21 protein-coding genes are annotated in these 12,502 nt (G+C 32.6%); 13 read left to right on the top strand and 8 right to left on the bottom strand.

The genetic code is table 11. The annotated features are described in order from the left end of the window. Positions 1 to 6: 6 nt before the first annotated feature. The 3 genes from RCJ95_RS01645 to RCJ95_RS01635 form a co-directional block, all read right to left on the bottom strand. Complete coding sequence (locus RCJ95_RS01645) at positions 7 to 393, bottom strand: tyrosine-type recombinase/integrase (protein ID WP_369354203.1); 387 nt, start codon at positions 391 to 393, stop codon at positions 7 to 9. A 78-nt stretch (positions 394 to 471) separates the two neighbouring features. Next, complete coding sequence (locus RCJ95_RS01640; protein WP_221680019.1) at positions 472 to 702, bottom strand: hypothetical protein; 231 nt, start codon at positions 700 to 702, stop codon at positions 472 to 474. Positions 703 to 712: 10 nt separating this feature from the next. Beyond that, the gene (locus RCJ95_RS01635; RefSeq protein ID WP_257522541.1) at positions 713 to 1,126 is read right to left on the bottom strand and encodes an N-terminal phage integrase SAM-like domain-containing protein; all 414 of its coding nucleotides are present in this window, start codon (positions 1,124 to 1,126) and stop codon (positions 713 to 715) included. Between RCJ95_RS01635 and RCJ95_RS01630 the strand changes: the two genes are divergently transcribed. The 5 genes from RCJ95_RS01630 to RCJ95_RS01610 all read left to right on the top strand — a co-directional run bounded on the left by RCJ95_RS01630 (position 1,041) and on the right by RCJ95_RS01610 (position 3,659). Further along, complete coding sequence (locus tag RCJ95_RS01630) at positions 1,041 to 1,217, top strand: hemolysin XhlA family protein (RefSeq protein WP_257522540.1); 177 nt, start codon at positions 1,041 to 1,043, stop codon at positions 1,215 to 1,217. The genes RCJ95_RS01635 and RCJ95_RS01630 overlap by 86 nt on opposite strands. Position 1,218: 1 nt before the next feature. Beyond that, positions 1,219 to 1,479, top strand: a complete 261-nt coding sequence (locus RCJ95_RS01625) for a phage holin (protein WP_004226918.1) — start codon at positions 1,219 to 1,221, stop codon at positions 1,477 to 1,479. Continuing rightward, positions 1,476 to 2,144, top strand: coding sequence for a M15 family metallopeptidase (locus tag RCJ95_RS01620; RefSeq protein WP_446721821.1), 669 nt, complete (start codon positions 1,476 to 1,478; stop codon positions 2,142 to 2,144). Before RCJ95_RS01625 ends, RCJ95_RS01620 begins: the two co-directional genes overlap by 4 nt. Before the next feature lie 388 nt (positions 2,145 to 2,532). Further along, a complete protein-coding gene (locus RCJ95_RS01615; protein WP_255600678.1) occupies positions 2,533 to 3,198 on the top strand; it encodes a hypothetical protein in 666 nt (221 codons plus the stop codon). Between the two features lie 23 nt (positions 3,199 to 3,221). Next, on the top strand, positions 3,222 to 3,659 hold the full coding sequence (locus tag RCJ95_RS01610) for a hypothetical protein (RefSeq protein WP_221680023.1): 438 nt from the start codon (positions 3,222 to 3,224) through the stop codon (positions 3,657 to 3,659). Between the two features lie 75 nt (positions 3,660 to 3,734). Here the strand turns inward: RCJ95_RS01610 and RCJ95_RS01605 are convergent, their stop codons facing one another. The 4 genes from RCJ95_RS01605 to RCJ95_RS01590 all read right to left on the bottom strand — a co-directional run bounded on the left by RCJ95_RS01605 (position 3,735) and on the right by RCJ95_RS01590 (position 5,764). Next, positions 3,735 to 3,986, bottom strand: coding sequence for a helix-turn-helix transcriptional regulator (locus RCJ95_RS01605; RefSeq protein WP_112118147.1), 252 nt, complete (start codon positions 3,984 to 3,986; stop codon positions 3,735 to 3,737). 214 nt (positions 3,987 to 4,200) lie between these two features. Then, positions 4,201 to 4,341, bottom strand: a complete 141-nt coding sequence (locus RCJ95_RS01600; protein WP_221679201.1) for a hypothetical protein — start codon at positions 4,339 to 4,341, stop codon at positions 4,201 to 4,203. Between the two features lie 124 nt (positions 4,342 to 4,465). After that, positions 4,466 to 5,470 (bottom strand): hypothetical protein, encoded by a 1,005-nt coding sequence (locus tag RCJ95_RS01595; protein ID WP_221680025.1) that lies wholly within the window; start codon positions 5,468 to 5,470, stop codon positions 4,466 to 4,468. Positions 5,471 to 5,560: 90 nt separating this feature from the next. After that, positions 5,561 to 5,764 (bottom strand): helix-turn-helix domain-containing protein, encoded by a 204-nt coding sequence (locus RCJ95_RS01590; protein WP_221680027.1) that lies wholly within the window; start codon positions 5,762 to 5,764, stop codon positions 5,561 to 5,563. Positions 5,765 to 5,932: 168 nt separating this feature from the next. Between RCJ95_RS01590 and RCJ95_RS01585 the strand changes: the two genes are divergently transcribed. Both RCJ95_RS01585 and RCJ95_RS01580 read left to right on the top strand, forming a co-directional pair. Continuing rightward, the gene (locus RCJ95_RS01585) at positions 5,933 to 6,823 is read left to right on the top strand and encodes a helix-turn-helix domain-containing protein (protein WP_221680029.1); all 891 of its coding nucleotides are present in this window, start codon (positions 5,933 to 5,935) and stop codon (positions 6,821 to 6,823) included. 127 nt (positions 6,824 to 6,950) lie between these two features. Then, positions 6,951 to 7,205 carry a hypothetical protein gene (locus RCJ95_RS01580; protein WP_221680038.1) on the top strand — a complete coding sequence of 85 codons (255 nt, stop codon included), beginning with the start codon at positions 6,951 to 6,953 and terminating at the stop codon, positions 7,203 to 7,205. A gap of 425 nt (positions 7,206 to 7,630) precedes the next feature. On the opposite strand, the gene RCJ95_RS01575 is transcribed toward RCJ95_RS01580, so the two are convergent. Next, complete coding sequence (locus RCJ95_RS01575; protein ID WP_221680412.1) at positions 7,631 to 7,864, bottom strand: tyrosine-type recombinase/integrase; 234 nt, start codon at positions 7,862 to 7,864, stop codon at positions 7,631 to 7,633. 690 nt (positions 7,865 to 8,554) lie between these two features. On the opposite strand from RCJ95_RS01575, the gene RCJ95_RS01570 reads away from it, so the two are divergent. From RCJ95_RS01570 to RCJ95_RS01545, 6 genes are all read left to right on the top strand, one after another. Beyond that, a complete protein-coding gene (locus RCJ95_RS01570; RefSeq protein ID WP_320940454.1) occupies positions 8,555 to 8,896 on the top strand; it encodes a DUF2834 domain-containing protein in 342 nt (113 codons plus the stop codon). A 129-nt stretch (positions 8,897 to 9,025) separates the two neighbouring features. After that, on the top strand, positions 9,026 to 9,646 hold the full coding sequence (locus tag RCJ95_RS01565) for a hypothetical protein (RefSeq protein WP_446721820.1): 621 nt from the start codon (positions 9,026 to 9,028) through the stop codon (positions 9,644 to 9,646). Positions 9,647 to 9,973: 327 nt separating this feature from the next. Beyond that, positions 9,974 to 10,690 carry a hypothetical protein gene (locus RCJ95_RS01560; protein ID WP_313149917.1) on the top strand — a complete coding sequence of 239 codons (717 nt, stop codon included), beginning with the start codon at positions 9,974 to 9,976 and terminating at the stop codon, positions 10,688 to 10,690. 224 nt (positions 10,691 to 10,914) lie between these two features. Then, positions 10,915 to 11,043 carry a polymorphic toxin type 50 domain-containing protein gene (locus RCJ95_RS01555; RefSeq protein ID WP_369579339.1) on the top strand — a complete coding sequence of 43 codons (129 nt, stop codon included), beginning with the start codon at positions 10,915 to 10,917 and terminating at the stop codon, positions 11,041 to 11,043. A 19-nt stretch (positions 11,044 to 11,062) separates the two neighbouring features. After that, on the top strand, positions 11,063 to 11,344 hold the full coding sequence (locus RCJ95_RS01550) for a hypothetical protein (protein WP_202341260.1): 282 nt from the start codon (positions 11,063 to 11,065) through the stop codon (positions 11,342 to 11,344). A gap of 543 nt (positions 11,345 to 11,887) precedes the next feature. Next, on the top strand, positions 11,888 to 12,127 hold the full coding sequence (locus RCJ95_RS01545) for a hypothetical protein (RefSeq protein WP_446721819.1): 240 nt from the start codon (positions 11,888 to 11,890) through the stop codon (positions 12,125 to 12,127). Positions 12,128 to 12,502 lie beyond the last annotated feature (375 nt).

The raw sequence follows: 12,502 nt of genomic DNA, 5'->3' as shown, positions 1-12,502 counted from the left end.
CTTTTCTTATATATCTTGAGCAAATGAGTCAAAGATGTTAGCGGCATCTCTAGCCATTTTCTCAGTGAGGTGGACATAGCGATCTTCTGTTACGGCAGCTCGACTATGTCCTAATCTTTTTTGTACTGTTTTAACAGGTGTACCATTTTCGATTAAAGTTGTTGCATGTGTGTGGCGTAAGGAATGATAGTTAAAACTAAGATTTAACTTTTCGCTTATTTTTCTAGTATTATATTTAATTACACTTGGCGTACAATGTTCGCCATTTTCTTTTTTACATACATAATCATGTTCAGGATCCTTTTGATAAAACTCACCGTATTTTAAACGATTTTCTATTTGTGCTTTTTTAATACGTTTGAGCATTTCTGCGAGCGTATTACCAAATGGAATTGTTCTATAACCAGCCTTTGATTTTGGAGGTCTAGGTTGCCATTGTGCTTTCCCATTTTCATCTTTAATACCAACTAATTATTGTTCAACCTCCAATGTCATTTCTTCAAAATTTATGTGCTTCCATTCAAGTCCACAAACTTCTCCTACACGTAACCCACAATGTAACCCAATATGAAATGGTAAATAAAAAGGGTGTTCTTCATCTAAAATGCTATTAATAAGTCTTAGATTTTCCTTCGTTTGTATCTTTAATTCCTCGCGAGTTGGTTTTCGTTTCTTATCCTTCATTAATTCTACATAATGCATTGGATTTTCTTTAATGTATTTGTAGGTGTATACTGCATGATTCAAAGCTTTGCTTAATACCTATGATTATACTTAATGTTTGCCGAGCATAACCTTCACGTGTTTTCAAATTAATGAATTGCTGCAACACGTGAGGAGTTAGTGATTTAACTTTATACTTTCCTAAGTGTGGTGCAATATGGTTTCTAATAGTTGATTCATAGTTATAGTACGTATTTGGTTCTAATTTGAGATCTACATATTCCTTCATCCAAAAATCTAAATAATCATGTAAAGTAATTTCTTGGGGTTTAAAAACAGTTCCTGCATTTTCATATTCTAAAATCTTTCTTCTTAAAATTGCCTCTGCTTCTGCTTTTGTATGGGCTCCTTCAGCTGTTGCTGAATCAAATATTAAAGAAATTCGCGAGGATATAGGTGGAATTAAAGACAACACAACTTGGATTTTAAGATTAGTTATTGGTGGACTAGTGGGAGCATTGTTGACCTTTATTATAAAAGGAGGAATGATTTAATATGAAAATCAACTGGAAAGTACGTCTACAACATAAACAATTTTGGGTGTCATTAATCGCATTACTACTAGTGCTTGCTAATCAAATAGCAGGCATTTTTAATGTCGATATTACGATTTACAATGCTCAAATTACAGCCATTTCAGAGACTGTTTTAAGCATTTTAGGTTTGCTTGGTATTATCATCGACCCAACTACAAAAGGTGCTTCAGACAGCGAGCAGGCGCTTAAATATGATGAGCCAAAGGGTGATTTAAAATGACGAGCATTACTACAACATGTCGTGATATATCTGAACTATTGCCAGCTGCACAAACTGCCTGTCGTTTGTTATTCCAAGAGTGTTTTAAAGCAGAGATTAAGAACATCTTTATCACTGAAACATATCGCTCACAGGAACGACAGAATTACTTATATGCACAATGCAGAACTCGACCAGGGCAGATAGTTACTTGGACATTAGATAGCAATCACAAGTCACGATTAGCATGGGATATTGCTGTTTGCCCTCCACAGTCTTTATATGATCTAACAACACTAAGTCGAGTCGGTGCTATCGCACGAAAGCTTGGTATTACATGGGGCGGAGATTGGACAGCGAATATTGATCGGCCTCATTTTGAAGTTAAACCAACTTGGATTATGCCGAAGGGATACAAAATTGAAGGACAAGTAATTGTTCCAACCAATAGCAAATACCAAGTGCAATTAATTGTGGAAGGCAATACAACGAAACCAATTGCAAAGGATGATGATAAAATGCAATTTACTAACGAAACACTTAAAGCTGCAGTACGTGACTACCTAAAGCAAGCAGTAGACAAAAAGCTTATTGATAAATCACACCTTGAAAAGTTTGACGCTGGTACATTAACAAATTGCGATTTAAAAGGATTAGAAATTATCATTGCACAACGTAGTGTGTAATCAAATGCCTTTTACCTAAATTGGTAATGGGCTTTTTATATTTGGAATATCTGAAAGTCAATTTACTGTCAACAGATATTTAAGTACAAATTGTTAATTTATGATTACAAAATGAATAGTAACTACAATGTAATTAAGGTCAAATAATATGTTTACAAAACGTTGGAAATGTAACTTTAGTATAGCAAAATTAATCGAGAACCGCCAAAAAATGGCGTTATTGATGGGGGGATGTGGCGGTTATTGTAAATTTAATGTAAATTCCGCGCCAAAAAATGGCGTTCTTCAATAATAGATTTGGGAAGTTTCCAATGATAGGATATTAATAACTCGAGGGAACTTAATTTACTATAGTAGGTTTAAACAAAGATTTGGAGGTAAATTAATTATGAAAAATAACCTATTTAAAGGTTTTATCTTTATGTTAAGCTTTATGTTAGTATTTAGTGTAATGTCACCAGCACTTGCAAATGCTAGTGAAATTCAGGAATTACCAACTAATGATTCTTTAAATCACGAAGAAACTGATTTTGATGAATTAACTAATAATTTCTTACTTGGAATAGGAGATTTTGAAGACCCTCTTTCAGATGAAGAGTCTTTAGCAATATTTAATAATAAAATTCTGGAAAACCAATATTCAAATGATCATCCTTCTGTAGAGCAATTCAATCTTTTTAGACTTGCGTTTTCAGTAGTGAGAAGTGGCGTTAATTACGTAGTTAAAGTAACTAGTAAAGGTAATAAAATAAAGGATGTAAGAAACGGGAAATTAGAAGTAGATGTTAGTAAACATATAAATGCTGGTAATCGGTTCAAAGATTATGGTGATATGGACAAACTTGTAAAATATATTGTAGAAGATATACGTAGATCAGATCAAGATAATGTAGTAAAAGATGGTTGGAACTCGATCAAAACGTATTACGGAAAAGGAGATAAAAAATTAGAAATCCGTTTCTATATAGAGGATGGAAAATTATTAAGTTTCAATGCTTTTCCTGATCATTCAAATAAAGATGCAGGTAATGTGATTTGGTTAATTCCACAATAATAATCTAAATAAGAGGAGTTATTATGGAAGAAATTAAGATAAATGATTATGTTGTAAAAGTAGATAAAGAGAAAACTTTAGAATTATACAAAACACTTCCGAAGGTTTCTGAAAAAGCTCATTGTGGTTGTGAAGATTGTCAACTTTTCGCGAAACAAATTCAGCTCACTAGTCCAGAAATTTTAAATTTCTTTAAACAATTTGGAGTAGATCCTACAAAAGAAGCCGAAGTTTGGAGAGCAATCCCCAATAAGGATGGATATGATACTTATAGTGCAGATTATCATTTTATAGGTTTTATAGAGGGTACGGATGATATAGATTGGATTCATATAGGAGAAGCATCTTTTGGACTTGCCAATCATGATGGAGATTTACCAAGTCCCATGATTCCAAGTACATTCTCAAAACCAATAGTAGAATTAGCTGTAAGGATAACAATGCCTAATTTGGAGATTTAATGTGAAAAAATTTTGTTTATAAATTAAACCATGAAAGCCCAGGCGCTCATTCAAACGTGAGTACCTGGGCTTTTTTTATTCATCATACGGTCTGTATTTAGCATGTAATTCTTTCGCTGCTTCTTTTCTTGCTTCCACATCTTCACGTAAAAACATTCGATCCCGTGGTAACTCTTTGATAGGAGTTAGCTTTCCTCGTTTTACAAGTGAATTTAATGATTGCCTAGAAATTTGCAATTCCTCCAATACTTCTGATGATGTTAGGATTTCTGATTGAACTAATTTAATGAATTCTTCTTTACTGTTGAAAGAGTAGTTTTTTGACATTGGATGAGACCACCTAGTTTTTTATTTTTTTCTCATTGTAAGAACTGTTGCGCCAATTATTATTAATGCTGCAACTGTAAGAATTAAAGTAATAGTCATCATGAAAATCACCTCTTCTTTTCATTTTGATTGTATAACATTTAGAAATCATTTATATTTATTGTGAAGGCTAAGGGGGTCAGCCTTAACCTTCATTTTTAAACTTTGTTGGACGCTACTTCTTTGAAGTGGTGTCTTTTTCTTTTTCATCAAGTGCTTTTGCTTTCTTGTTGTTTAACTTTGCTGTTTGAAAGTTAACGATTGCAATTGCTAAGTTGACGAATGCTGTTATTGCTACTACTCTTTCAAGCTCCATTTTTATTACCTCCTTTCTATACTCTTATTATAGCATATCTACATACTTGAGTAAATAGATATTGTTGATTTATTTTCCTGTTATGCTAAAAATTTTCATAAAAAAAGCCACTCGTTTGAGTGACCTATTTTTTACTAATTGGTACAACAACAGTAATATCCTCACCAATCTTCATTGAATCTTTTGATGTCGGTTCAAATACAAATTTTAATTCATTAACACCTTCTAAACCTTCTTCACCAAGGTCAAATATTACTTCACCTTTTTGTATTACTTTTCCCATAAATTCCGATTCAAAAGGAGAAATCATAACGTTAGCCCTAATTTGTCGTTTAGTATCAGTAATCATAGTTGCTGTATCAGGATGGAAACTAACTGTATCATCAGATAGATTTTCTCCAGTCATGGATAAGATTAAAACGTTTGTTTCAGCAGCAGTTTCTATTAAATCAGGATTATCAGCAACCAATCTAGCTGTTTTGATTTGATCAATAGAGAACTCTACATCAGCGCTTTTGTATTTATCTGTTGGTGCAGTATAAAAATCAGAAATGGTATAGGTTCCTGCAAAATCATCTTTTACTACATCACCGACTTGTGCATCTGTTAGGTTTTCAGTTTTATTTGCTTTACTTTCTTCTGATATTTCTATACTAGTAGAACCAGTTACAGCTTTTTCTAGAGAAGCAGCATATTTAGCAAATTCATTATCCTCCATATCACCGTTCATTTGAATTAAGAACAATCCACTTTGGTGTGTGTGGGAATAAAACATCGGACCAGAGTTACCTAATTCATCATAGTAACTTTTAGCTTTTTGTAAGTCTTCTTCACTATCAAATAAGAATAGTCTGCCTCCTGCATCTGCTCCAAGCGAAGGAATTAAAAGTCTTTTTCCTTCCTTACGAATATTACCAAATTCATCATTTGGTAAATCAGATACTTCACCTAATTCTAAATTATCGTCCTTGAAATACTTAATTACATCTTCAGTTGTTTTAGCTAATACCTTCTGTTCTTGCTGAGTGTCTGAATTATTATCTTTAGGTTTTTCACTTGTAGAGCTATCTCCACAACCAGCTAATCCTAAACTCAATACTAATGCAGCACTAAAAATTAATTTTTTCATTGTATGTAATCCTCCCTCTATATTTCCATTTTAGGAAATTCCGTGGTGAAAGTACATATAAAAAAACAGACAACCTTATTTAGTTATCTGTTACTTAATCTCAAACATTTCATTCATATCTGTAATTTCAAGTGCTTGTAGAACTTTGGTGATGTGTTCACGATTAATCGAAGTTCTTCTGTTAGTTGCAAGTTCACTGATCACTGTACGTGTTAATCCTGTTTTTTCTGCTAATTCCACTTGGGACATTCCTCGTTCAATTAACACTTCTTTTAGTTTTACTTTTAGTTCCATGATTTCACCTCTTTAATTATATTCTTCTTAAATCTCATTATACACAAATCCATAAATTTAATAAATAATTTTTATTAAATACTTGAATTATTAAATTTAATAATTTATACTCAGATCAATAAATAATGATATTTAATAATCTTTTCTTAGAAATGAGGTGAAAAACAAATGGCATTCGAATACCTAGCACAATACATAACATTCGATTCAGTAGCAGATATGGATAAGAGTGTGGAGGACCACATAGCGGTTCACTATTACGACTTAACAGAATCGGAAAGAGCAATCATATTCAAACTTGCATCACACAGCTTAGAGTATCCTGGAGTATGCCATTTAAAAGCTTCGACTATTGCTGCTTCATTGGAGATCAGCACAAAGACAGTTTATCGATCAATGAAGAAATTAGCAGAGTTAGGCATCATCGAAAAAGTACCGAGTACTAAATTAAACGGCATCAAAGGGGCTAGTATTTATCGCATTTTACCTTATGTCCCATCGAGCGTGTCCCAACGAGATACAGCACAGGCCATCAATAATGACGCGGTTTCCGAGACTTTTACAGAAAACCAATCATCTAAATCTTTTAATCATTTATCTTTTAAAACAAGCACTTTACAAGAAATATATAATAATGCTCACACTGAAAAAGAAGCTCATAAGGAATACATGAACGAGTACCAGGTTATGCTATTTGATTTCATGAATAGCTTGCCATTAGCAGATAACTTAAAAGACGAATTGCACAAGGTTGTATTAGCTTCACAAGTAAATTCTGTGGATGAATTTATAAAAGCTAAGAACGTGCTATTTAAAATTGCTATGGATATTAAAGAAGGTATTTTAACAGTTACAAGCACCTTAAGAGCCGTATTTGTAGGAGCGTTTAATAAGGCTGTAGAGCGTTCTATTAAGAAGGTGACTAATTCATCATCTATAGAAGAAACTCCATATAAAGAACGTCCAGTGCCTTTCTATAACTGGCTGAATGAGCGTGATAGCCTTCCACAATCATTGGTGCATGGTGAACCATCGTTAGATAATTGGCTGGAGTGGTAAATAGAAATAGTTATCCAGATGAAAGTACTTTGAGGTATTATTAAATTAACGGTCAGGTTAATACAAGAAGGTTTTTTTATAAATTTGAATACTTATTGAAATAAGTAATATCAAGGGGAGGAATAAGATGAAAAAGAATTTACAGAAATTTGGTTATGTTTTATTTATTTCAGGTATTTTTTTATTCGGTTTAATGCATCTGGCGATTGCTTTATTCATTCCTAATTTAACGGGTTGGGGTGACCCGCCTGGTAAACTTGTGACAGTTCTAAATGAAATAATTGGATGGGTTCCTTATACATTAAGTATTATATTATTTTCAATTGGTGCATTGATTATTATTTATGATTTATGGCAAACAAAGCAAAGTGAAAAAAGTTAATATTTTATTGACAGATGTATTGATTAAATAAGGGAACCCAATATTCGTTATAATGTTAATGGAGTGCTTAGTTAAATAATCCATAAAAAGACCACTCCGTGATTGGTGGTCTTAAATTTTCCCCATCATATCCCCACCAGTGGTAGAAAATAAATAGAGATAAAATGAATATACAACTAGATAAAATTAAATAAAAAAACAACCGACAACTCCTTATATATCATAGGATTGTCGGTTATATAGAAATCTAAAAAGATACGCCTGAATACAGCATTTCTATAGGAGGCATTCATGGCTGTGCTGAAGATGGATGATTCGAAATAATATTGATATAACAGGGTTTATAGGGGTTTAAGCAAATAGTTTTGTATCAGTTGGATGGAGATTGCCCCGATTTGCCACCGCATTGAAATTGTGCCAGTAATTTATAAATCCTTAGCGATGGCATCAAAAATATCGGTAGCATCTCTTGCCATCTTCTGTGTTAAATGGACATAGCGGTCTTCAGTAATGGCTGATCGGCTGTGTCCTAATCTTTTTTGAGCAGTTTTTATGGGCTGTCCACTTTCAATTAACATCGTTGCATGAGTATGATGTAAAGAATAATAATTGAAATCGATGCCTAGTTTTTTGGTTAGATCTCTTGTTTGATACTTTATAACAGCAGGGGTGTAATGTTCTCCGTTTTCTTTTTACAAACAAAATCGAGATTTGGATCTTAAGATAGAATTCGCCATACTTCAACCGATTTTCAATTTGTTTCTTTTTGGCTTTCTTTAATGAAAGGGGCTAGTATTTATTGCATTATCCTTATGTCCCAACGAGAGACAGTCGAAGAAGCTAGTAATGATGCGGTTTGCCCTCCACAATCTGAAAACCAACCATCTAGTTCTTTTAAGGTAAAAAGCATATAATATTATGATTCTTGGCAGTAAATTAGCTTAGCAAGCTGAAAAGAAAAAGGAGTACATGAACGAGTACCAAATGATGCAGTTCGATTTCATGCACTCATTGCCATCAGTTGATGAATTGAAAGACCAACTTCACAAATGTATCTTAGCTATAAAAATGAACGATGTACGTGTCTTCGTGAATGCTAAGGACTTTTAATTAATATCATCCGTGATATTACGACATTAACGATTACTAGTACATTTATAGCAGTATTCGTAGGAGCATTTAACAAGACTGTAGAGGCTTTAAAAGTTAAGCCTATTCAATCATCTATAGAAAAACCTCCTCCTATTGAGCGTCCTGCACATTTCTATAACTGGTTAAAGGAAATATGTATTTAAATTAATTTTTTATGCAGTATGATTAAAATCATAAAGAGGGGAAGTTTAATTTAAATGAGAAAAGTGTACTTGTTATTTGCGATTATCGGCACAGTATTTCCGTATTATTTTTTGTGGCAATTCTTGAACGAAAACGGATTTGATTTAGGGTTATTAATAGATTTATTATTTGCAAACTCGATATCGACCTTCTTCGCTGTTGACTTTTTTATTTCATGCTTTGTTTTTATAATCTTTATGTTTAATGAGTCTAGAAAGTATAGAATTAAAGAAAAGTGGATATGTCTTTTAACTTTGTTTACAGTTGGTTTATCATTGGCATTACCGTTATTTTTGTTTTTCAGAGAGCCATACATAAAGAAAGAAGTGTTATTAAACTCCAATGTAAGAACGTAAAAATCCTACATTTTTTTGTGGTGTAGTGTTGATTTTGTGGTACATGGATGGTAAACGGGGCAGGTTAGTTGAACAACCGAATTCTACAGTCCTTATTTAGATCGAGATTACATTAATTAGGGGGAGAAAATGAGTGATTTTAGAGGGATAATCTTAGAAGGCTATTCGAATGCTGGAAAAACATCAGTCTTAAAAGCGTTGAATCAACTTCACGCAAGTGATGATGCTGAACGTAGTGTCATAGTTCTCAGTGAGCATTATTCGCAAGTATTACACAAAGTAAATGGTGAATTAAAGTCGTTAAGTCGAGAGGAACACTTACAAGTCTTAAGAGAAAGAGTCACGATGTTGAAAATGTTAAATAATTGGTCAAGAGAAATTGGACAAACTCAACGTTCAAAAGGCTTATTTTTTATTTTGGAAAGGTTTCATTTAAATCATCGAGTAGCATTTTCTCATTCAATATCAGATGAAATTAAGGAATTAGAAGCCCAGTTATTTGGAATGGGAGCAAGATGTACTTTGTTAACTGTATCACCAGAGAATTTAGAGGAAAGAATAAGTAGTAGAAATCCCAATGAATGGGAAGGAAAAACCATGCAAGAAAAGAAATTAGCGTGTGAATTATTATTAGACCAGCAACAAGAGTATAGGAGTCAAGCTGAAAATTCAATCATACCTACAATTGAATTAAATACTGATAATAAAGATTGGAATTCCTACGCAAAACAGATTTACTTATTCAACTAGCGGAATGCTTTAATTAAATACACCATAAAAGACCACTCCAAATGGGTGGTCTTAAATTTTTCCCCATCAAACCTATAGCAAGGCTGGGGAGCGGTCTAATATGAAGTCTAATCATGCATTTCATATAAAAGAAATCCCATATAAAAAACGTTCAGTACCTTTTTATAATTGATTAAATATAAGTGATAGTCTTCCACAAAATATAAATAGACCTAATTTGGAGAATTGGCTTTTATAATAAATGGAAATAGTTATCCAAATAAACTTTATTTGAGGTATTATTAAAAGGGTTCTAACAAAATTGAACTAGAGGGAGGAGTATGTAATATGAAAATACAAAGCGTTATTATAACAATTGTCGCACTTTTATTTGTAATTATTGCAGGGTGTAGTTCAGAGACAGAAGAACAGTCTATGGGCGAAGTTGAAAAGGAAATTCATACGCAAGAACTGGTAGAGTCTATGTTCAGTGAGGACAGCCTGGAGGCAGCGAAAGAAAGAATAGAGAAACGGGGCGGCTCAGATTATATGATACCACCACCTGAGTATACTGCTATCGGAGAAAATCAATCAACTGTAGTAGAACTTAAAGAGTCGGACATTTTAGACGGAGAAGATTCTAGTTTTGAAAATTATGACAACGTAGGAGAAATACGTCTTGATACGTTAGAGCTGGACCCTACTTTTGAGGATCAAGATACATATATAAATGTAATGCTTACAGAACTAGGAATGGAGAAAGCATATTATGCAATGCGTAAAACTTTATTGTGGACAGCCGGTAATCCTCCAGATGGACTCGAAAAACATAGTGATGGCTCACTATCTTTTTATCTAAGTAAATACTCTGAGCTTATAAATTGTCACTTTAAAAGCGCTAACCCTGACGTGAAAGAAAAAATTATCAGAAACATGCAGAACGCTTATAAAAACAATACACCTATAATTGTCTACGGAGAATTTGAGGAGTTTCTAGACGAAGAAGGATACGCTGGCTATCGTCTTATCATACATCGAATAGGCTTTAAAGAAGTCATAAATTAATAAAAGAATTTGATAAAAATCCAGAATTATTCATGGAAATGATTTTTAGAAATTTGCCAATTAAGACCACTCTGTTATAGGTGGTCTTCAATGTTTTCTTCCACCTTCATGCCACCGTGTTCAGAGAATAAACATGACATATTAGGACATATAGAAAAAATATAATGAGCATTTCTGCGAGCTTATTGAAAATTATGCTGGAAAAGATAATATGATAAATGTAAATAAAGAGGCACTTCGGAAGAAAATTTGGTGATTACTTTGATTCCAAAACGAACCATTATTTAACTACTCAAAATGGTTTAATACATTATAGTAAAGCAGGCGCTCATATTGTTCCATCTGCACCTTAAGAAAAGGGGAAGTGGGAAAATGATTTATGATAATGCAGTTTTAAAGCTGCTGGAGTATGGGATATCAAAGCCGAGATTAGAAATTATGTGGAAAGATGGAGAGACTAGTATTTGTGAAATCGACACTTTCTACGACTCTGATAACGGGTTAGAACTTGACGATGGTAGTTATGAAGAATATCATGTAGCACTAGTTAGAGATGTGTTTAATTGTCAATATATTGAAATTGGAACAGGTGAAAATAAACCTATACTTATTAGGATAGAGGAAACAGGGGAAGTAATTTTTAAAAGTGACTGATTTTCTTGCAACTATTGAAGAAAATTATGGCGTAAAAAATGATACACAACGTAGTAATTAGTAATAATAATGCCCAGTTACTTGATTTTATTGTGTACTAGGGCATTTTTGTTTTGGCTACTATCACTTGCTTTCTTTTTAAATAGTTTACTGTGATTCTTTTCAAAGGTCTCGAATCTCCTACTTATAATTAAGTTATCTTTCCCTACTCTTTTTCAATTTTTCTAAATAATAAATAAACTGTTGAAATTATAATATAAAGTGTGACAAAATTTAGAAGCACACTATTTTCACTTTTACTGGCTATATATACGTATAACCCTACTACCATCGCTAAAATTAATGATTTGTATATTGAATTCATATTACTCCCACCTTTTCTCAATATTAGAAATAATTTTATAGTACTTTCATATAATTTTATATTAATATCCCTTTGTAATTGCAATCTCTTCATTTTTTGAAAAAAATAAAATATTGAATTAAAATCTATGACAATACATTCATCTAGATTATTTCTATTACTATGTAGGAGTTTATGACATGACTATTAAATGGAACAGAGAAGAAATACTTTTCGATACTCTATATGAAGCTGACACCTGGGCAGATTCAATTGCAAATGAAATATATGGAAGAATTTATAACGGCTATGATACTCCAGATTACAAAATAGCCTATTCGCTTGCTTTTAGATTAGCTTCTATAAAAGAGTGTAGGGTTTATACAGAAAGTAGTATTGAAGGTAGATATAAAGTTTGGGTCATTTTTAAAATTGAATAATAAAGACCAGGTGCTCATTTAAAATGGAGTAGCTGGTTTTTGGTAATTCGAGTTTCTTCCTTTTCAATTATATAAATGTAAAGGTGTAGAAACTAACGAAGCAACAGTATGTCCTGAGTTTCTCTCACTCTCTTTCTTTTCATGAGCTTTAAAGTAAATAGGCACCCACTACTTCAAACGTTAATTTGTACAATAATATATTTTATATCTATTTCTTTATCAGATTGGAACAACAGAATTTGTACTATTTGGATAACTGTTTCTACCTGAGCTTGCAGCGTATTGCAGTTATTATAGTCACAGTTAAGTAGAGTTATTACTTTGGGATTGTTGGTTTAAATAGTTCACATTTGTTTCATGAATAGATTGGGTGAT

The organism is Lysinibacillus sp. BSL11 (genome assembly GCF_052928325.1).
The sequence above is the reverse complement of the archived record's forward strand: the minus strand, read 5'-3'. Positions and strand labels throughout refer to the sequence as shown.